The organism is Flavobacterium sp. GSA192 (assembly GCF_006386525.1).
GTDB lineage: Bacteria > Bacteroidota > Bacteroidia > Flavobacteriales > Flavobacteriaceae > Flavobacterium > Flavobacterium commune.
In genome coordinates, this window is sequence record NZ_VAHC01000003.1 from 370748 (window position 1) to 390233 (window position 19486).

At 33.2% G+C, this 19486-nt stretch carries 20 protein-coding genes; 11 read left to right on the forward strand and 9 right to left on the reverse strand.

The window, feature by feature from the left end:
• The 6 genes from FDM27_RS08450 to FDM27_RS08475 all read left to right on the forward strand — a co-directional run bounded on the left by FDM27_RS08450 (nucleotide 1) and on the right by FDM27_RS08475 (nucleotide 4837).
• Nucleotides 1-708, forward strand: a complete 708-nt coding sequence (locus tag FDM27_RS08450) for a 16S rRNA (uracil(1498)-N(3))-methyltransferase (RefSeq protein ID WP_140485934.1) — start codon at nucleotides 1-3, stop codon at nucleotides 706-708.
• A 101-nt stretch (nucleotides 709-809) separates the two neighbouring features.
• Nucleotides 810-1451: a DUF4159 domain-containing protein gene (locus tag FDM27_RS08455; protein WP_140485935.1), complete on the forward strand. Its 642-nt coding sequence runs from the start codon at nucleotides 810-812 to the stop codon at nucleotides 1449-1451.
• A 5-nt stretch (nucleotides 1452-1456) separates the two neighbouring features.
• Nucleotides 1457-1960, forward strand: coding sequence for a TrmH family RNA methyltransferase (locus tag FDM27_RS08460; RefSeq protein ID WP_140485936.1), 504 nt, complete (start codon nucleotides 1457-1459; stop codon nucleotides 1958-1960).
• 32 nt (nucleotides 1961-1992) lie between these two features.
• Nucleotides 1993-3084: an AI-2E family transporter gene (locus FDM27_RS08465; protein ID WP_140485937.1), complete on the forward strand. Its 1092-nt coding sequence runs from the start codon at nucleotides 1993-1995 to the stop codon at nucleotides 3082-3084.
• 2 nt (nucleotides 3085-3086) lie between these two features.
• On the forward strand, nucleotides 3087-4265 hold the full coding sequence (locus FDM27_RS08470) for a THUMP-like domain-containing protein (protein ID WP_140485938.1): 1179 nt from the start codon (nucleotides 3087-3089) through the stop codon (nucleotides 4263-4265).
• 2 nt (nucleotides 4266-4267) lie between these two features.
• On the forward strand, nucleotides 4268-4837 hold the full coding sequence (locus FDM27_RS08475; protein ID WP_071185888.1) for a hypothetical protein: 570 nt from the start codon (nucleotides 4268-4270) through the stop codon (nucleotides 4835-4837).
• A gap of 305 nt (nucleotides 4838-5142) precedes the next feature.
• On the opposite strand, the gene FDM27_RS08480 is transcribed toward FDM27_RS08475, so the two are convergent.
• Nucleotides 5143-5802 carry a M15 family metallopeptidase gene (locus FDM27_RS08480; RefSeq protein WP_140485939.1) on the reverse strand — a complete coding sequence of 220 codons (660 nt, stop codon included), beginning with the start codon at nucleotides 5800-5802 and terminating at the stop codon, nucleotides 5143-5145.
• A gap of 192 nt (nucleotides 5803-5994) precedes the next feature.
• Between FDM27_RS08480 and FDM27_RS08485 the strand changes: the two genes are divergently transcribed.
• From FDM27_RS08485 to FDM27_RS08495, 3 genes are all read left to right on the forward strand, one after another.
• Nucleotides 5995-6444 carry a YhcH/YjgK/YiaL family protein gene (locus FDM27_RS08485; protein WP_140485940.1) on the forward strand — a complete coding sequence of 150 codons (450 nt, stop codon included), beginning with the start codon at nucleotides 5995-5997 and terminating at the stop codon, nucleotides 6442-6444.
• 216 nt (nucleotides 6445-6660) lie between these two features.
• A complete protein-coding gene (gene lpxD, locus FDM27_RS08490; protein WP_140485941.1) occupies nucleotides 6661-7659 on the forward strand; it encodes a UDP-3-O-(3-hydroxymyristoyl)glucosamine N-acyltransferase in 999 nt (332 codons plus the stop codon).
• A 260-nt stretch (nucleotides 7660-7919) separates the two neighbouring features.
• A complete protein-coding gene (locus tag FDM27_RS08495; protein ID WP_140485942.1) occupies nucleotides 7920-9548 on the forward strand; it encodes an acyl-CoA carboxylase subunit beta in 1629 nt (542 codons plus the stop codon).
• A gap of 123 nt (nucleotides 9549-9671) precedes the next feature.
• Here FDM27_RS08495 and FDM27_RS08500 read toward each other — a convergent pair whose 3' ends face one another.
• Together FDM27_RS08500 and FDM27_RS08505 are read right to left on the reverse strand one after the other, a co-directional pair.
• Nucleotides 9672-10223, reverse strand: a complete 552-nt coding sequence (locus FDM27_RS08500) for a Smr/MutS family protein (protein ID WP_140485943.1) — start codon at nucleotides 10221-10223, stop codon at nucleotides 9672-9674.
• Nucleotides 10216-10398 carry a hypothetical protein gene (locus FDM27_RS08505; RefSeq protein WP_071185894.1) on the reverse strand — a complete coding sequence of 61 codons (183 nt, stop codon included), beginning with the start codon at nucleotides 10396-10398 and terminating at the stop codon, nucleotides 10216-10218. Before FDM27_RS08505 ends, FDM27_RS08500 begins: the two co-directional genes overlap by 8 nt.
• 228 nt (nucleotides 10399-10626) lie before the next feature.
• Here FDM27_RS08505 and epsC point away from each other — a divergent pair, with 228 nt between their 5' ends.
• Complete coding sequence (gene epsC / locus FDM27_RS08510; protein WP_140485944.1) at nucleotides 10627-11418, forward strand: serine O-acetyltransferase EpsC; 792 nt, start codon at nucleotides 10627-10629, stop codon at nucleotides 11416-11418.
• Between the two features lie 3 nt (nucleotides 11419-11421).
• The gene (cysM, locus tag FDM27_RS08515) at nucleotides 11422-12309 is read left to right on the forward strand and encodes a cysteine synthase CysM (protein WP_140485945.1); all 888 of its coding nucleotides are present in this window, start codon (nucleotides 11422-11424) and stop codon (nucleotides 12307-12309) included.
• A 60-nt stretch (nucleotides 12310-12369) separates the two neighbouring features.
• Here cysM and FDM27_RS08520 read toward each other — a convergent pair whose 3' ends face one another.
• The 6 genes from FDM27_RS08520 to recN form a co-directional block, all read right to left on the reverse strand.
• On the reverse strand, nucleotides 12370-13080 hold the full coding sequence (locus FDM27_RS08520) for a response regulator transcription factor (protein WP_071185897.1): 711 nt from the start codon (nucleotides 13078-13080) through the stop codon (nucleotides 12370-12372).
• Nucleotides 13081-13083: 3 nt separating this feature from the next.
• A complete protein-coding gene (locus FDM27_RS08525) occupies nucleotides 13084-14676 on the reverse strand; it encodes a sensor histidine kinase (RefSeq protein WP_071185898.1) in 1593 nt (530 codons plus the stop codon).
• Between the two features lie 68 nt (nucleotides 14677-14744).
• A complete protein-coding gene (gene coaE / locus FDM27_RS08530) occupies nucleotides 14745-15332 on the reverse strand; it encodes a dephospho-CoA kinase (RefSeq protein WP_140485946.1) in 588 nt (195 codons plus the stop codon).
• A 2-nt stretch (nucleotides 15333-15334) separates the two neighbouring features.
• Nucleotides 15335-16333 carry a glycosyltransferase gene (locus tag FDM27_RS08535; protein ID WP_140485947.1) on the reverse strand — a complete coding sequence of 333 codons (999 nt, stop codon included), beginning with the start codon at nucleotides 16331-16333 and terminating at the stop codon, nucleotides 15335-15337.
• 158 nt (nucleotides 16334-16491) lie between these two features.
• Nucleotides 16492-17682 (reverse strand): enoyl-ACP reductase FabV, encoded by a 1191-nt coding sequence (fabV, locus tag FDM27_RS08540; protein ID WP_071185901.1) that lies wholly within the window; start codon nucleotides 17680-17682, stop codon nucleotides 16492-16494.
• A gap of 99 nt (nucleotides 17683-17781) precedes the next feature.
• Nucleotides 17782-19434, reverse strand: coding sequence for a DNA repair protein RecN (gene recN / locus FDM27_RS08545; RefSeq protein WP_140485948.1), 1653 nt, complete (start codon nucleotides 19432-19434; stop codon nucleotides 17782-17784).
• Between the last annotated feature and the right edge of the window lie 52 nt (nucleotides 19435-19486).

A 19486-nucleotide genomic window follows, 5' to 3' on the forward strand; every position in this document is an offset into this window, starting at 1 on the left:
ATGCAATTATTTTACAATCCAAATATTGACCCGCAAACGGAATCCTTTTCTTTCGACAAAGAAGAAAGCAAACACATTATCAAAGTCTTACGAAAAAAAGACGGCGATATTTTATTTGTAACCAATGGCTTAGGCTATATATTCGAATGCGAAATCACCTTAGCTTCAGATAATAAATGCACGGTGAAAATTAATGCTGTAGAGAAAAAAGAAACGCCAAAATTCCATTTACATCTGGCGGTTGCACCAACAAAAATGAACGACCGCTACGAATGGTTTTTGGAAAAAGCTACCGAAATTGGTATTCAGGAAATCACACCAATTATTTGTGATCGCTCCGAAAGAAAAGTAATCAACAAAGAACGATTTGACAAAATCATCTTGTCAGCACTAAAACAATGCAACGAAGCTTACTTACCAAAATTGAACGAAGCGGTAAGTTTTAAAGAATTCATCAATCAAAAAAATACTGGTAAATTATTGATTGCCCATTGCGAAGAAACCGATAAAAAAACATTGAAATCGGTTTTGAAAGCCAACGAAGATATTACTTTACTTATTGGCCCAGAAGGCGATTTTTCGGTTAAAGAAATCGCATTGGCATTAGATAATAATTATGTTCCCGTTTCTTTAGGCAACACCCGATTAAGAACCGAAACAGCAGCGTTAGTAGCTTGTCATAGCGTGGTGTTTTTTAATGAAGAATAGTCCTTAGTTTTTGGAGTCCTTAGTCCTTAGTTTAGGATGAATTTAATTAATAAGGACTAAAAAAAACTAGGTACTAAGGACTAACTACTAAGGACTAAAAAATGAAAAGACTTTATATAGGTTTGCTTTTATTATGTTACACTATCTCTTTTTCCCAGGAAATTGCCTTGGTAAAATACAGCGGTGGTGGCGATTGGTATGCCAATCCTACTTCACTTCCGAATTTAATTCGTTTTTGCAACAGCCATATCAACACCACTATTAATCCAAAACCCGCCACGGTAGAACCTGGTAGCCCTGATTTATTTTCCTATCCTTTTATCCACATGACGGGACACGGAAACGTAGTTTTTAGTGAATCGGATGTAGTTAATCTTCAAAAATATTTAAAAGGCGGCGGATTTTTACATATTGATGATAATTACGGAATGGATCAATACATTCGAAAAGAAATTAAAAAAATATTCCCTGACAAAGAATTGATTGAAATCCCTGCTAATCACGCTATTTTTCAAAAACCTTATCTTTTTTCCAATGGTTTACCTAAAATACACGAACACGATGGTAAACGTCCACAAGCTTTTGGCATTTTTGTAGACAATAGATTAGTACTGCTATATACTTTTGAATGTGATTTAGGTGATGGCTGGGAAAATGCCGAAGTCAATAACGACCCAATTGAAGTACGTGAAAAAGCATTGAAAATGGGAGCTAATATTATGAACTATATCTTTAATAACTAATTCAAGTGCAGCTAAAACACGAAGAAAATAAGTTTCAACCAAGACAATTTCCTATCACTTTAGTTTGTGATAATATTTATTTCCAACAAAATATTGGTTCGCTTTTTAGAATTGGAGAAGCTTTCGGAATTGAAAAAATTATTTTCTTAGGAAAAGACATTCCTCTAAATCCCAGAAAAATTAATAAAACTTCCAGAAGTACCCATTTGCATGTTCCTTATGCCGTATTTGAAGAAAATGAAGTTCTAATTAATTACTTACGGGAGAATAATTATGAAATAATTTCGTTAGAAATTGCATCAAGCAGCAAAGCATTAAAAGAAGTGGTTTTGCCTTCTGATAAAAAAACAGCACTTATAATTGGCAGCGAAATTAATGGTATAAACGAAGCTCTTTTGGCAATTTCAAACCAAATTGTACACATCAATATGTTTGGTCAAAACAGCAGTATGAATGTGGTTCAGGCTGCAAGTATTGCGCTTTATGAATTTACTTCAAAAATGATTTGAGTTTCTTTATCTTTATAAACTAAAACATTGCTATGATTACATCAAAAACGATATCCAACGGAATCCTTCGCGCTTTACTAACCGTAGTTATTGTCGGTTTAATTTTGCTTTTTCTATATCAAATCAGTACTGTACTTACTTATTTGGTCGTATCAATCATTCTTACGATGATTGGAAAACCAATTTTAAATTTCTTTAAAAAACGATTAAAATTCAGCCACATCTTTGCAACTATTATTACGATAGTCATTTTTGTATTGATTATTTTGGGATTTGTTTTAATGTTTATTCCTTTAATTTCTTCTCAAGGACAAAATTTATCCTTACTAAATACCGCTGAAATAGAAAAAAACATTAGCGAATTAGTCAACCAAATCAAGGCTTTTTTAGATTCTCACAATATTGATTCTTCCAAAGTATTAAAGGAAGCTAATATTTCTTCTAAAATCAATTTCACTTTTATTCCTGATTTTTTAAATAGTATTTTAGGTACCATCAGTAGTTTTGGAGTGGGTCTAGGCTCAGTATTATTTATTACTTTTTTCTTTTTAAAAGACAGAGTACTCTTTTTACGTGGAGCTAAAAAACTAATCCCGGACAGTTATGAAGAGCAATTTTTGAACTCTTTCGAAAAAATCAACGATTTACTTTCTCGTTATTTCATTGGATTATTATTGCAATTATCTATTGTATTTCTTTTATACCTGATTGTTTTGATCATTTTTGGAATCCCAAATGCCTTAATTATTGCTTTTTTATGTGCCGTATTGAATATCATTCCTTATATCGGTCCATTGATTGCTTCTGTATTAGCGGCTTTATTGACCATGTTAAGTAATTTAGGAAATGACTTCCAATCTGAAATTTTACCTACGACCATCTATGTATTAATCGGTTTTTGGATTGTTCAGATTATTGACAATAATGTTTCGCAACCTGTTATTTTCTCAAAAAGTGTCAGTTCTCATCCTTTGGAAATCTTTCTTGTTATTTTAATTGCGGGCTTTCTTTCGGGAATATTAGGGATGATTATTGCTGTTCCGTTGTACACAATTCTGAAAGTGATAGGAAAAGAATTCATTCCTGAAAACAAAATCATTCAATTGCTAACTAAAGATATTTAGGTTTGGATTCTACTATTTTACAACCCCAAATTCAAGAATTTATTGAAAACCAAATAGGGAACTCCATTTCGAAATTAGCCCTTCAAAAAAATCCATTTCCTGATGTGGAATGGATTCGGATTTTGAATCAAATTGAAGCTAAAACAAAGGCTAAAGACAAATTACCAACTTGGTTTAGCACCAAAAATATTATTTATCCCAGTAAAATTTCGGTCGAACAAACCTCTTCCGAACCAACGGCTTTATACAAAACCAGTATCCTTTCGGGAGAAAATTTAATTGATCTTACCGGTGGTTTTGGTGTAGATGATTCTTTTTTTGCTGCCAAAATCAAATCGGTAGTCCATTGCGAAATTAATCCTGAACTTTCAGCAATTGTCAAACACAATTTTGAACAGCTGAATATAAAAAATATCGAATGCCATGCTGGTGACAGTTTTGAAACCTTAAAAACTTTGAATCGAAAATGGGATTGGATTTACATTGATCCTTCGAGACGAAATGATGCCAAAGGCAAAGTTTTCATGCTCAAAGACTGCCTCCCTAATGTTCCCGAAAACCTTGACTTTTATTTCGAAAATTCGGATGCCATCTTAATCAAAACCGCACCTTTACTGGATCTTTCGGCAGGATTATCCGAATTGAAAAACGTAAAAGCCATTCATATTGTAGCTTTGGAAAACGAAGTAAAAGAATTGCTTTGGGAATTACACAAAAATTATGTGGGCGAAATCAGCTTAAAAACCGCCAACATCAATAAAGGAAAAATAGATATTTTTGAGTTTAATATGAATCAGGAACTGTTTCCGGATTACAGTTTACCCAAAAAATATTTATTCGAACCCAATAGCGCCATCATGAAATCGGGCGGATTTGATGCAGTTGCCGTTAATTACAATGTGGCTAAATTGCATAAACATTCGCATTTGTACACCGCCGATGCAATCATCTCGTTTCCGGGCAGAATTTTCGAGATCACAGCTGCTTTTCCGTACAATAAAACCGAAATGAAAAATTATTTGGGCGGAAAACAATCCAATATTACCACTCGTAATTTTCCCGAAACCGTTGAAAACATTCGAAAAAAATGGAAAATTAAAGACGGAGGAAATTTATATACTTTTTTTACCACAGATGCAAATAATAATAAAATAGTATTAATTTGCGCCAAAATAAATTAATAATGAAAAAACTATTACTTACCGCTTTATTCTTCTTATCATTAAACACTTTTGCACAAAAAGATTGCGACTACGCAACTAACATAAAAGATTCCCTAGGAACCTACAAACTAACCAAAGAATACCTGATTTCTGAGAAAATTTTCGCAGGAACTTCCAGCTATATTTTTTACACTTTGTCTTTAACAGATGGTTTGCCAACGCTCAATGTGCAACTTATTCAAAAAAGCAAAGGTTTTATTAAAGCCAATTGTTTTGATAAAAACTCCAGATTGTATCTACAACTCAACAACGGAAAAGTAATTACTCTGGTGCATACCAATTTGGAATACTGTGGAAGCATGATTAGAGACGAAAATGGTTTTGACAACCGTGTCATCGTTGGAAATTTCATGTTTATGAAAGGAACAATGGAAGACTTGAAAAGTTCGCCACTTTCATTAATGCGAATAAAATATTTATCGGATACAGAAGATTATATTGTTAAAAAACAATTAGTTTCGGAACTAAATGGAAAAACATATCAACCCGAAACTTATTTTATTAATAATTTAAAATGTATCGAAAACTAAATCAATAGCCTACTTTATTCTTTATTTGATTTATCATAAAAAGCCAACACTTTCAATTTATCTGCTTGAAAGTATTGGATTTTATATTAAACCAATATCCGTTAAAGAGAAAATTTACAATGACAGGTCGCTCCTCTGGAGCTTTTTTGGAGAATTCTCATTTTCTACAAACAGTTAGATGCCAATGGGACTAAAATAATCCTTTAGTAACTAAATATTTGTAGAAAACGGTAATTATTAGTTAGATAAAGCTCCAACGGAGCGACCTATTTTTGTACAAAGAATTTAATTTGAGAAAATTGTAACTACTCGCACTTCCATTTTTCGTTGGCAACTTTATCCGTCAAAGCCGACTTTAAATTGTAATGCCACCATTCAGAATCAAAAGAAATAAAATTCTTCTTCAACATAATTTTTTTCAATAATTTTCTGTTTTCTTTCACTTCTTCAGTAAGACCAGCATAATGATGACTGGCTTCCGGACCAAAAAAATCAAATTTAGTACCCATATCCAGTTCTTTTCCATTACTATCTACCAGCGTAATATCGACTGCTCCACCCCGATTATGGATTGAACCTTTTGCCGGATTGGCAACGTATTCCGGATTGGGAACAATTTGCCACATCTTTTTTTGAATATCTAAGGGTCTGTAACAATCAAAAAGTTTAATGCGATAGCCTTTTTTGATAAATTTTTGGTTGGCTAAAATCAAGGCTTTAACTGTTTTCAATCTAAGATAACATTCGGCACAATCATAAACTTTTGCTTTCAGGAAATTGTCTTCGGTGGCATATTTCATATCATATACAAAATCCGAGCTATAGTTTTTTAAATTCACAAAAGTAGTATCATCAACTATTGTTGTTATTTCTTTTGCTGATTTTACAACCGTATTTTGCGATTTACAAGGCAAAAATACAGCTAAAAATAAAATTAAACTTATGCTCTTTAAAGTAGTAATCATTAAATACGAATTTTAGGCTTAAAACAAATGTACAAAACTACTACTAAAAAACTCCTTCAATTAAACCTTCGATTCGTTAAAAAAACTCTTTTTGTCAAATTTTAATTAGGCAGTTAAATTTAAAAATGTACTTTTATTTTTTGTTTCAAAAAAGCAACTATTTTTTACCCATAAAATTAAAACAACTTTAAAATGATTGTAGATTCATTAAACAATGCAACGAAATACTATGGTTTACACCCTGCATTCGAAAAAGCATTTCAATTTTTAAACGAAAATGACTTAGCCAATCTAGCGGATGGCGTAACCCAATATTCCGATGATTTAAAAATTATCGTTAATTCCGGAAACGGAAATTCAAAAGAACAAAGTTTAATTCACTTTGAATGTCACGATAAAAATATTGACATTCAGGTTTGTGTTGCCGGACCGGAAACCTATGCATGGAAACCAAGAGAAAAATGTATGAGTCCAAATGGTGATTACAGCGACGAAAAAGACGTTCGTTTTTTCTATGACAAACCCGATATGTTTTTTGAATTAAATCCGGGACAATTTACTATCTTGTTTCCTGAAGATGTTCATGCGGCTATGATAAGCAATGGAAAAATTAAAAAAATTGTTATCAAGGTTAAAATATAACCGATTACTTATTCAAAACAATAAAACTACTTCTTCAGGTAGTTTTATTGTTTTATACATTACTTCATTCCTTTTTATTTCATAAAAAGATTACAAAAACCCCATTAAGAATAAGTCTTTGTTAAACTTTAGCCCTGTATTCTTAAAATATTAGGATTGTGTATATAGAATCAGTTCATTTGAGTCATCTATTTAACTAATTTTCCTAACCACCTTATGAAATCTTATTCTATTCAGGAAATAAACGATGTACTTAAAGGCGTAATTTCCGGCAATACATCACAAAATATTACTGCTGCTGAGCAATTGGAAGTCGCTTCTGATTCTGAAATTTCTTTTATTGGAAACAAAAAATACGAAAAACTTTGGGCTACATCAAAGGCCTGTGTTGCCGTAGTAAATGAAGATATTTCTATTAAACCCGGCGAAAACAGAGCTTTTATAAAAGTTAAGAATGCTGATTTAGCAATGTCGCAGATATTAGAACTTTTTGCACCTCCACTACCTGAATTTTTCGTAGATATTCATCCCAATGCAGTAGTTGACAAAACAGCTAGTATTGGCTTGGGAACAAAGATTGGTGCCGGAAGTTATATTGGACCTAATGTAAAAATTGGAGAAAACAGTACAATTTATCCTAATGTAACCATTCTTGACGAATCTACTATTGGGAAAAACACGGTAATTTGGTCAGGAACTGTGGTCAGAGAGCGTTGTCATATTGGTAATGCTTGTATTATTCATCCCAATGCCACCATCGGAGCTGATGGTTTTGGATTCCGTCCCTGTCCTGAAAAAGGCTTGGTAAAAATCCCTCAAATCGGGAACGTAGTCATTGGAAATAATGTCGAAATAGGTGCCAATAGTTGTATCGACAGAGGTAAATTCAGCTCCACTGTTTTAGGTGATGGTTGTAAAATTGATAATTTAGTTCAAATAGGACATAACAGTAAATTGGGACGTTTTTGCATTATGGCCGGAAACAGCGGTTTAGCTGGTTCAGTAACACTAGGAAATGGCGTTATCATTGGCGGAAGTGCTTCGATAAAAGATCATACTACTATTGGTGACGGAGCTGTTATTGGTGCAGGTTCGGGAGTTACCTGTGATATTCCCGCCGGAAAAACCATGTTGGGCTACCCGGCTGTTGAAGCTCGTGATGCCTTAAAACAATGGGCTCTTTTAAAAAGACTTGTTAACGATTCTAAGAAATAATTTTTTTTATTTTTATTTTTTTACCGCAAGTTCGCAAATTTAAACTTTTGTGAACTTGCGGTTCTTTTTTTATCATCTTCAATCACACCAAGTCTTGCAAAGAAAACATTAAGTTTCACAAATTTTTTTAATCTTTTATCTGTGTTAATCAGCTAAATCTGTTTCATCTGTGTTCCAAATAAAAAATATTTCTTTTTCCTATAAAAATGGATTAATGGTTTTGTATTTTAGCCATCAATTTTCTTGCAATTACAAACACCATGGATTTAAACTTCAACAAAAACGAAGATCACAATAAACTTTCACTTTCTGAATTAAAGCAACAACTGGCAAAAGTAAAATTAGGAGGCGGAACTAAACGCATCCAAAAATTACATGCCGAAGGAAAAATGACTGCCCGTGAGCGCATTGACTATTTATTGGATGATAAAGCCGAAAGTATCGAAATTGGAGCTCTCGTGGGAGAAGGAATGTATAAAGAACACGGTGGCTGTCCTTCGGGGGGTGTTGTGGTAAAAATAGGTTATATCAAAGGAAAACAATGTATTGTTGTTGCTAATGATGCGACCGTAAAAGCCGGTGCCTGGTTTCCTATCACGGCTAAGAAAAACCTGCGTGCACAAGAAATTGCGATGGAAAATAAAATTCCGATTATATACTTAGTTGACAGTGCCGGAGTGTATTTGCCTTTGCAGGACGAAATTTTCCCAGACAAAGAACATTTTGGTCGTATTTTCAGGAATAATGCTATTATGAGCAGCATGGGAATTACACAAATTTCGGCTATCATGGGCAGCTGTGTTGCCGGTGGTGCTTACCTGCCTATCATGAGTGACGAAGCCATAATTGTTGATAAAACGGCGAGTATTTTTCTTGCCGGAAGCTATCTAGTCAAAGCTGCCATTGGCGAAACCATCGACAATGAAAGTCTGGGCGGAGCCACAACACATTGCGAAATATCTGGAGTTACCGATTATAAAGCCAAAGATGACAAAGATGCCTTAGACAAAATTAAAAATATCGTTGACAAAATTGGTGACTACGACAAAGCAGGTTTTAACCGCATAAAACCCCAAAAACCAGCCTTAGACGAAAACGAAATTTACGGCATTTTGCCAAAAGCCCGTACCGAGCAATACGATATGATGGAAATCATCAATCGTATGGTGGATAATTCAGAGTTTGAAGCCTACAAAGATGGTTATGGACAAACCATCATCACAGGTTACGCCCGAATTGACGGTTGGGCAGTGGGAATTGTTGCCAACCAACGAAAAGTCATCAAAACCAAAAAAGGCGAAATGCAGTTTGGCGGTGTGATATACTCCGATAGTGCCGACAAAGCAACGCGTTTTATTGCCAATTGCAATCAGAAAAAAATTCCACTTGTTTTTCTTCAGGACGTAACCGGTTTTATGGTAGGTTCCAAATCAGAACAAGGCGGAATCATAAAAGACGGAGCTAAGATGGTTAACGCCGTGAGTAATTCGGTAGTACCAAAATTCACCGTGATTGTAGGGAATTCATACGGTGCAGGAAATTATGCCATGTGTGGAAAAGCATATGATCCAAGATTAATTTTTGCCTGGCCAAGTGCCGAACTCGCCGTTATGGGTGGTACGCAGGCTGCAAAAGTATTGGCACAAATAGAAGCTTCTTCACTAAAAGCTAAAGGCGAGACTGTAGATGAAATCAAAGAAGCAGAATTGTTTGCCAAAATAAAAGCACGTTACGACGAACAAACTTCACCCTATTATGCCGCTTCCCTTCTTTGGACTGATGCTATTATCGACCCGCTGGAAACGCGAAAATGGATTTCTATGGGTATTGAAGCCGCAAACCACGCTCCTATTGAAAAAGCATTTAATTTGGGAGTGATTCAGGTTTAAGATTATAATTATAACCAATAAAAAAGATTGCCACCAATTGTTCTTAAAATTTTAAGCAATTGATGGCAATCCTTATTTAAATTTAAGATATAGAACTAGGGTTCCCAACCATTGATCCTTTTTTTATTTTTTACTTTGTCTGATAAAAACCTCAGTTGCTCCTTGTCCGTATTTTTGATAATTGGCTTCCTGAAAATCAATATTATCGTAACGTCCTAACAGAAAATCGAGTTCTGCTTTCAATACACCTTCACCCACACCGTGAATAAAAACTATTTTAGGAATACGATTTTTAATAGCAAATTCAATATGCCTCTGAGCTGTTTCAGCCTGTAATGTCAAAATATCATAATTCGACATTCCGTTTTTATTTTTGACTAATTTCTCAATGTGTAAATCAAATTCAGGAACACCAACTTCATGTTTGTCCTTTTTCTCTTTCACAAAACTTCTGGGCTTTGGTATTGTTTTTTCTTTCTTAATTTCATCTACATTAATTCTTTTGATAGAATCCATTAAATTACTAGAATCGTTTAACTTAACTAATTCATTTTTTAAAAAATTCATTACAAAACCTTCATCGGTTTCAACAGTAACTTCATTGCCTTTTACAGCCAATACCACACCGTTGATAGCGTCATCGAGTACCGAAACCTTATCTCCTTTACTAAACATTTTCTTCGTCTTTTTCTTGATTCTTACTTGGCGTTTTAGCACTTAATCGCATCATTCCAAACATAAAAACCGCCATTGCAACTACTGTTACATACACATTTTTCTCAGCCGATGTTTGCTCATAAAAAGCAACCACAATAGCAATTAACATTATCGGAAATATTATTTTTTTCATTTTAAATGATATCAGATTTCAAAAATACTAAATTTAAAATTGTGGTTTTAAGAAACTAGATTTCTATTCGACAAAATCGACTCGGAAACTCGTTTTATAAAAAATAAAATCGCAATGTGAAAGCGTGACTGTTCTATCCTTTTATTCAAAATAGTTCAATATATTTGTTTAAAATTAGCAACAGCAATAGAATCAAGTAGCATTCTTTCTACTAACAATCCAAAAGTCATGACAAAGGATCTAATTATAAAAAACATCGACTCTTTAAAAAGTCACCTATCCATCAATTACGGAATAAAAACTAAAATTGAAAAATTCACTGAAAAATTATTCTATACTTTATTTGACTCAAATGCTTCGTTGGCAGAAAGCATTGATGAACTTGAAGGTTTATTTAAAGATATTTCAAGAGTAGCCTGTAAAAAACCGGAAGTTACTTGCGAATCTATGTGGGATAGTTTTCTCCAAAAACTTCCCGCTGTACTTGAAAAATTAAATCAGGACGCAGCTTATATTTTAGAAAATGACCCGGCCTCCAATAGCATTGAAGAAGTCTATTTAGCTTATCCTGGTTTTTATGCAATTGCCATTTATCGTCTAAGTCACGAACTCTACAACTTGGATTTGATGCTTTTTTCAAGATTAATGAGCGAATATGCACATAAAACAACGGGAACGGATATTAATGCGGGAGCCAAAATTGATTCGCCATTTTTCATAGACCACGCCACTGGAATTGTTATTGGTGAAACCACCGTTATTGAAAAAAATGTAAAAATATATCAGGGAGTTACCCTTGGTGCTTTGAGTGTGAGTAAAGACATGAAAAACGCCAAACGACATCCAACAGTAGAAAAAAATGTTTGTATTTATGCCAATGCTACTATTCTGGGCGGTGAAACCACTATTGGAAAAGATAGTATTGTAGGAGGAAATGCCTGGGTAACCAAGTCGGTTCCTCCAAAATCAATTGTCATGAACACCACAACTACTGAAGTAAAAGTAAAAGAAATTAAATAATATATGAAATCTCAAAAATTAGTTGACTTAATAGGAAATACTCCACTCGTAGAAACAGTCAATTTAGTACAAAATAAAAACGTAAAACTACTTTTAAAACTAGAAGGAAATAATCCCGGCGGTAGTGTTAAAGACCGTGCAGCTTATTATATGATTAAAGGCGCATTAGATCGCGGTGAAATCAAAAAAGGAGACAAGTTAATTGAAGCTACCAGTGGAAACACAGGAATTGCTCTGGCAATGATTGCGCAATTACTAGGAATCGAAATCGAATTAATACTTCCTGAAGATTCTACCAAAGAACGCACCCAAACCATGCGCGCATATGGTGCAACGGTGATTTTGACTTCTGCCAAAGAGGGAATCATCGGTTCCAGAGATTATGCAGATAAAAAAGTAGCCGAAGGTGGTTACATCATGTTGAATCAATTTGCCAATAATGACAACTGGAAAGCACATTATAACACCACCGGTCCTGAAATATGGAATGATACCGAAGGTAGTGTAACGCATTTTGTGTCAGCTATGGGAACTACGGGAACCATCATTGGGACTTCTACTTATTTGAAAGAAAAAAATCCGGCAGTACAAATTATTGGTGCTCAACCTTCGGAAGGCTCCCAAATTCCAGGAATCAGAAAATGGCCTATAGAATACCTGCCAAAAATTTTTAATCCTTCAAAGGTAGATCGCACAATTGATGTAAGCGAACAGGAAGCCCGTGAAATGACTAAACGTTTGGCCTTAGAAGAAGGAATTTTTGCAGGAATGAGTAGCGGTGGCTCAGTTGCTGTAGCAGTAAAAATTGCAGAAGAACTTGAATCCGGTGTGATTGTAGCTATTATTTGCGACAGAGGAGATCGTTATTTATCTTCTGATTTATTTGATTAATTTCTTATCGAAAATTCATAAAACAAAAGTCCCGAATTTTTCATCGGGACTTTTTATTTATTAGGCTTTATTTTTAATTACCAATCGGAAACCTTCTCCGTGAATATTTAAAATCTCTACATCTTCGTCAAGTTTCAGATATTTTCTCAATTTAGCAATATAAACATCCATACTTCTTGAAGTAAAATAGTTGTCATCTCTCCATATTTTAGTTAAAGCCAACTCTCTTGGCATCAAGTCATTTTCATGGAGAATAAGCATTTTTAATAATTCGTTCTCTTTTGGAGACAATTTCACCGGTTCTTCTCCGGCATAACTTAAGAATCTCAATTTTGAGTTCAAATGAAATTTACCTATTGTAAACTCAAAAGGAACTTGTTCTGCCTTAACATCAGAAGCCTTTCTTTGAATGATGGCTTTAATTTTCATCAACAATACTTCTGAATCAAAAGGCTTATTCAAATAATCATCAGCCCCTGCTTTATAACCTTTCAAAACATCTTCTTTCATTGATTTTGCCGTAAGGAAGATAATAGGCACTTCGGCATTTTTTTCTCTTATTTCTTTAGCCAATGTATAGCCATCTTTATAAGGCATCATTACGTCTAAAATACATAAATCGTAAGAATCTTTTTTAAATTTCTCAAAACCTTCCATTCCGTTCTTTGCTAAAGTAACGTCAAAATCATTTAACATTAAATAATCTTTTAGAACAGCTCCAAAATTTAAGTCGTCTTCTACTAAGAGAATTTTTTTATTTATATTTTCCATAATCTAATTTATTAGAGGTAATTTTATAATGAAGGTACTTCCTTTTCCTTTTTCACTTTCTACAAACACTTGTCCGTTATGATCTTCTACAATTCTTTTTACATAAGCTAAGCCCAAACCATGTCCTTTTACATTATGTAAATCTCCTGTATGCTCGCGATAGAATTTTTCAAAAACTCTTTTTTGAGCCACCTTACTCATTCCCAAACCTTGATCTTTTACCTTTATCAGAATCATATCCTTAATATTCTCGGTATAAATATCAATCTTTGGTGTTTCAGGCGAATACTTGATTGCATTTTCTAAAATGTTTACAATAACATTGGTAAAATGCACTTCGTTAATTAAAACACTGGTTCTTGCTGCTTCAAAATGTTTATGTATCTCTCCTCCTCTGTCTTGCAAAATTAAATTAACATGATCAATTGCATCATAAATCACTTCTTCTACATTGCTGGAACCTTTCTCTATATCTAATTCTTTTTTCTCTAATTTCGAAATTCGCAATACATTTTCTACCTGAGCGTGCATTCGTTTATTCTCATCCCGAATCATTTGCAAATACCTGAAAACCTTCTCCTTATCTTCAATTATTTTAGGATTTTTTATTGCATCTAAGGCTAAATTTATAGTAGCAATAGGCGTTTTAAACTCATGCGTCATATTATTTATAAAATCGGTCTTAATCTCCGAAATCTGACGTTGACGAATTAACTGATTCAATGCACTGGTATAAGCAATTAAGATAATCAACGTAAATACTATTGACAAGATTGTAATACTTACTAATTCTGACAATAAAAATTTCTTTTTATTGGGGAAAGTAACTGATAATTCATACTTTTCATTCCCTTCATTATCAGCAAGAATAGGAATCGAATAAGTTGCATCTTTATCAAAATCAAAATTAAAACCTGCCGATTTTATTTTTGTCTCCGATCCATTACTGGAAATTCCAAATTCAAATTTGGTATTAACTCCATGTTCAACCAATTCTTTTTTCAAAAGATTTTTCAGTTTTTCTTTCGAAATTCTTTCTTCAATAGACAATGTCGATGCGTAATCTTTGTATGAAATCTGCAATTGAGCCTTGTTCAAAACATCCAGACTCCCTTCTTTCTCCATTTTTACATCCGGAATCAAACTCTTGTTTAATGACGAATTATCAATAGTTTTATTGCTATTATAAACTTCTGTTAATCGTTTAGAACTAAAACTTTTAAAACCACCTGAATTAAACTTTTTATTGAATAGTGCTCCATCGTAATCGTACTTTTCAGATGTAATACTGTTTTTATAAATTATCGTTTTATTGGTTTTCGTATTTCTCTGAACAAATAAAATCTCTAATAAATCTTCTTTTTCAGGGATTTTACCTGTACTGTCTTTTATGTGATTAATTTTATCATAAAAACTATACTCTTCTTGTTTTTCAAGTTTATCCGCCACATTATCAATTACCTGAGTAACATGATACTTAAATTGTTCATCATTATTTTTAAATGAAGTATTGAACCAATATACCTGAACGAGTATTATCCCTATTAGAGACAAACTCATCAATAAAACAAGAAATCTAAAAAATAATTTATTCATCAAACCAAAATTAACTTTTTAACACTATAGTTGATAATGTATTAACCAAACATTAACATCTACACGTCCTATTGCTTAATCAACAAAATTTTAAGAATTTCATCGATTTTATGCTTAGTCAAATCAATATCAATATTCTCTACAACAAAATCACTTTTTGAAATACGTTGTTCGTCTGTCCATTGCGAATTAATCCTTTTTAATACCTGATCGCGACTGATTGATTCTCTTTTTAAAACACGTTCGATTCTTGATTCTAAAGGTGCCGTTATTGTTAATATGTAATCAAAATTAACATAACTGCCACTTTCAAATAAAATTGCCGATTCATAAACAACAATCGAAGCTTTTTGATTTTTAGCTAGCCAATCATTAAAATCCTGCCTGACAGCGGGATGAACAATAGCATTTAAAGCTTTTAACTTATCCTGATTTTCAAATACAATAGCTGCTAATTTCGCTCTGTTTAACTGATTTTTATCAAAAATAACTTTGCCAAATTCAGCTTTAATTGCCTCAAGAACTTCCTGAGTCTGCATTACTTTTTTACCGGCTTCATCTGCTATATAAACAGGAATACCCAGTGAAGCAAAATAATTAGCAATAGTCGTTTTACCACTTCCAATTCCTCCTGTTAAACCAATAATTTTGGGCATAATTATACTTTAAAAAACAATTTAGGAAAAGCCACTTCCGGTTTTTGTTTTAAAATAATGACTTTAATATAAGACTCTAAAAAACCCAAACCATAACCTGAAAATTGTTTCCAAACTGCAGTTACCGAAAGATAACCTATTTTAATACTTTTATTTTGAATACTTGACACTAAAAATATTACAAAAAAGTAAACACAATACAATTTTGCCAAAAGATCATAGGTAAATATCAATAAAGCAATCGAAAGTGCTAAACCAATAATAAATACCGATGGGAAAAAGAACGTCAACTTGCTGTATTCCGGATACCAACTGTTCAAAATTGGTCGTGCTTTCCCAAATTTATTTACCTGAACTGAAAATTTATCCCAGTCAATTCTCCTTTTATGATATACATAAGCATTCGAAAAAAGCCTGGTTTCAAAACCTAAATTCCATAATCTAATAGACAAATCAGGATCTTCTCCAGGATGAATATTCCCAAACCCATTAGAAGCTTCAAATGCTTTACGGGAAATCCCCATATTAAAACTTCGTGGCTGGAATTTTCCAATTTTTTCTGAACCTCCTCTTATTCCTCCTGTAGTAAGAAAAGAAGTCATAGCAAAATTAATTGCTTTTTGAATATCCGAAAAACTATCCAATGCCCTGTCAGGACCACCGAAACAGTCCACATAATCTTCTTTTAAAGCCTTATCTACTTCCGTTAAATATTCAGCCGGAATAATACAATCTGAATCAAATATGATAAAATAATCCCCTTTGGCTTTTCTCATCCCATAGTTTCTGGAATCCCCAGGACCTGAATTTTCTTTGAAATAATAAGAAATCGTCAATTTGCTTTTGTACTGACTGACAACATCTTCGCATTTAATTGCAGAACCATCTTCTACAATTACAATTTCAAAATCTTCTTTATAATCTGATTTTGACAAACTTTCCAAAAGTTCATCTACTTCGTCCGGACGATTATACACGGGAATAATCAAAGAAAAATACATATTCTTAAAAGCGGTATTAATTATACAATATAAATGTAATATTTTAACAAAGATAACCTTTAATCAATAATGCGCCTTAATTTTAAATGCTTTTATACATTTAAAATCAAGACGCATTATCAAAAAATTTATGTTTTTATATTCTTATCGAAATAAAATTAAGCGATACTTTCAACCTGAACCATTTCGTCAGCTTCTGCTTTATAATCCACTCCGGCTAAATCAAAACCAAACAAATTATAAAAATCTTTTCTGTATCCTTCTAAATCTCCTATTTCAGCTAAATTTTCAGTAGTTGCCTGTTCCCACAATTGAGCTACCTGAGCTTGAATATCATCGCGCATTTCCCAGTCATCAATACGAATTCTACCTTTTTCATCAACAGGAACTTCAGCTCCTGTAAACAATCTTTGTTGGTATAAACGTTGAATTTGCTCGATACAACCTTCATGAACTCCTTCAGCTTTCATTATTTTGTACAATAAAGAAATATACAACGGAATTACAGGAATTGCCGAACTCGCCTGAGTAACTAATGCTTTATTTACCGAAACATACGCTCTTCCGTTAATATCAGCTAAACTATCAGAAATCGTGAAAGCAGTAGCTTCTAAATGATCTTTAGCACGACCAATAGTTCCTTTTCTATAAACTGCCTCAGTAACTGATGGCCCAATATAAGAATAAGCAACTGTTGCAGCTCCTGGAGCTAATAAATTTTCTGCTTTTAAAGCATCAATCCACATAGCCCAGTCTTCACCTCCCATTACAGCAATTGTATTTTCGATATCGTCACCACTGCATGGTTCTATCGAAACTTCAGAAACTTTTCCTGTATGAAAATCTACTGTTTTGTTTGAAAAAGTAGCTCCAATAGGTTTTAAAACCGAACGATGTGTTACACCTGTATTTGGATTTGTACGAACAGGAGAAGCCAAACTGTAAATAATCAAATCCACCTGACCTAAATCGGCTTTTATTAAATCTAATGTTTCTCTTTTTACTTCATTCGAAAAAGCATCTCCATTGATACTTTTTGCATACAAACCTGCTTTATGAGCCTCTTTTTCAAAAGCAGCAGAATTATACCAACCTGGTGAAGCCGTTTTTCCAGCCAATGGTGGTTTTTCAAAAAATACTCCAATAGTTGCTGCATCAGAACCAAAAGCACTTGAAATTCTTGAAGCCAAACCAAATCCTGTTGAAGCACCAATTACAAGTACTTTCTTAGCACCATCAATGGCTCCTTTTGATTTAACATACTCAATTTGATTTTTAACACTTTGCTCACATCCCACCGGGTGTGCTGTCAAGCAAATAAATCCTCTCATTCTAGGTTCTATGATCATAGGGTATCAATATTATATTTTTATTTTTTTAATCGAATAAAACAATGACTTTATCAAGAAAAAGCTATCGTTTTTGGATGGCAAATATAGAGCATTTTTTTAGTTCAACAAGGCTTTTGCATGATTTAGAGCCGAATCTGAAACAATAGCTCCCGACAGCATTTGCGCAATTTCAACAACGCGCTCTTCTTCTGACAATAATTTTAATTCCGATTGGGTATCCTCTTCAATAGTTGATTTAAACACTTTAAAATGAGCCTCCCCTTTGGCGGCAATCTGAGGTAAATGAGTAATGGCAAATATTTGCATTTTCTTGCTCATTTCCTTCATGATTTCTCCCATTTTTATGGCAATTTCTCCGGAAACCCCGGTATCAATCTCATCAAAAATCAAGGTTGGTAATTTTGAATATTGTGCCAAAATAGCTTTTACAGCCAGCATAATTCGGGACATTTCCCCTCCCGAAGCTACTTTTTTCAACAATCCAAAATCAGTTCCTTTATTGGCCGAAAACAAAAATTGCAATTCGTCTTTTCCATTGGCAAAATAACTTTCACCTTGTGTTACTTCAATATTAAAACGTGTATTAGGCATTCCTAAAGTCGCCAATATTCCAATCATTTTTTCAGATAAAACTGGAATAGCCTGAATTCTATTATCATGAATAGTAGTGGCTAAAGCATTTAATTTTGAAGCTTTTTCCTGAATTGCAGTACTCAAAAGAGTAATTTCCTCTTCAATATTTCCTAATTCAACAACTTCATTTTCTAATTTGGTTTGAATTAACAACAACTCATCTACAGTAAGCACCTGGTGCTTTTTTTGCAAATTATAAATTAGCTGTAACTTTTGATTAATTTGCTCTAATTGTTCCGGATCGTGAGTGATTTTTTCAGAACAACGATTCATTTCAGCCGAAATATCATCAAATTCAATCGTTAAACTATCAATTCTTTCCAGTAATTCTTTGTACTCAGTAGAAAAAGAAGCAATTTTTTGTATGGCTGTTTTAATTTCTTTCAGATTATTTAAAACGCCAAATTGCTCTTCATTGGCAATAGCCAAGGATTTATCAATAGCTTCTTTTATAATTTCAACATTATTCAATTGCTCAAAAACACTTTCCAGTTCTTCCTGCTCACCCGATTTTAGTTGGGCTGCAAGCAATTCATTCAATAAAAAAGCATGGTATTCCTGTTCTTTATTAGATTCACTTTGCTTTTTAATAAGCGAATTTAATTGTGTCTTATCTGATTTATAACTTTTAAGAAGCAATTGATAATCAGCAATAATTTCCTGATTAGCAGCAATGGCGTCAATTATATCAAACTGTACATTCTCATCGTTAAGTTCCCTGGTTTGTTGCTGCGAATGAATATCGATTAAAAACAAACCTAAATCCTGCAATTCCTGAAGATTTACAGGACTATCATTAATAAAAGCACGCGATTTTCCCGAAGGTAGAATTTCTCTTCGTATGATAGTTTCATCTTCGTAATCCAAATCATTAGCTTCAAAAAAAGCTCTTAAATTGTATTTTGAAATTTCAAATTGGGCCTCAATGATGCACTTTTCCTCCTTGTTTTTTAAAGAAGTCAAATCGGCACGTTTTCCTAAAACCAGTCCTAAAGCACCTAAAATAATGGATTTCCCAGCACCTGTTTCTCCTGTAATAATCGAAAATCCTTTAGAAAAATCAATAGCTAATTTTTCAATTAAAGCATAGTTTTTTATTGATAGTGCAGTAATCATTAATTGTATTTATATAAGTTATTGTATTGGATAATCTAAAAAAGTAAGGAGA

Excerpts from the sequence above, each read along its gene's own strand:
- FDM27_RS08455 (WP_140485935.1), top strand. The coding sequence starts at position 810 with ATGAAAAGACTTTATATAGGTTTGCTTTTATTATGTTACACTATCTCT.
- FDM27_RS08485 (WP_140485940.1), top strand. The coding sequence starts at position 5,995 with ATGATTGTAGATTCATTAAACAATGCAACGAAATACTATGGTTTACAC.
- FDM27_RS08480 (WP_140485939.1), bottom strand. The coding sequence starts at position 5,802 with ATGATTACTACTTTAAAGAGCATAAGTTTAATTTTATTTTTAGCTGTA.
- fabV (WP_071185901.1), bottom strand. The coding sequence starts at position 17,682 with ATGATCATAGAACCTAGAATGAGAGGATTTATTTGCTTGACAGCACAC.
- FDM27_RS08495 (WP_140485942.1), top strand. The coding sequence starts at position 7,920 with ATGGATTTAAACTTCAACAAAAACGAAGATCACAATAAACTTTCACTT.
- FDM27_RS08505 (WP_071185894.1), bottom strand. The coding sequence starts at position 10,398 with ATGAAAAAAATAATATTTCCGATAATGTTAATTGCTATTGTGGTTGCT.
- epsC (WP_140485944.1), top strand. The coding sequence starts at position 10,627 with ATGACAAAGGATCTAATTATAAAAAACATCGACTCTTTAAAAAGTCAC.
- FDM27_RS08465 (WP_140485937.1), top strand. The coding sequence starts at position 1,993 with ATGATTACATCAAAAACGATATCCAACGGAATCCTTCGCGCTTTACTA.
- coaE (WP_140485946.1), bottom strand. The coding sequence starts at position 15,332 with ATGCCCAAAATTATTGGTTTAACAGGAGGAATTGGAAGTGGTAAAACG.
- FDM27_RS08525 (WP_071185898.1), bottom strand. The coding sequence starts at position 14,676 with ATGAATAAATTATTTTTTAGATTTCTTGTTTTATTGATGAGTTTGTCT.
- recN (WP_140485948.1), bottom strand. The coding sequence starts at position 19,434 with ATGATTACTGCACTATCAATAAAAAACTATGCTTTAATTGAAAAATTA.
- cysM (WP_140485945.1), top strand. The coding sequence starts at position 11,422 with ATGAAATCTCAAAAATTAGTTGACTTAATAGGAAATACTCCACTCGTA.
- lpxD (WP_140485941.1), top strand. The coding sequence starts at position 6,661 with ATGAAATCTTATTCTATTCAGGAAATAAACGATGTACTTAAAGGCGTA.
- FDM27_RS08520 (WP_071185897.1), bottom strand. The coding sequence starts at position 13,080 with ATGGAAAATATAAATAAAAAAATTCTCTTAGTAGAAGACGACTTAAAT.
- FDM27_RS08500 (WP_140485943.1), bottom strand. The coding sequence starts at position 10,223 with ATGTTTAGTAAAGGAGATAAGGTTTCGGTACTCGATGACGCTATCAAC.
- FDM27_RS08535 (WP_140485947.1), bottom strand. The coding sequence starts at position 16,333 with ATGTATTTTTCTTTGATTATTCCCGTGTATAATCGTCCGGACGAAGTA.
- FDM27_RS08450 (WP_140485934.1), top strand. The coding sequence starts at position 1 with ATGCAATTATTTTACAATCCAAATATTGACCCGCAAACGGAATCCTTT.
- FDM27_RS08475 (WP_071185888.1), top strand. The coding sequence starts at position 4,268 with ATGAAAAAACTATTACTTACCGCTTTATTCTTCTTATCATTAAACACT.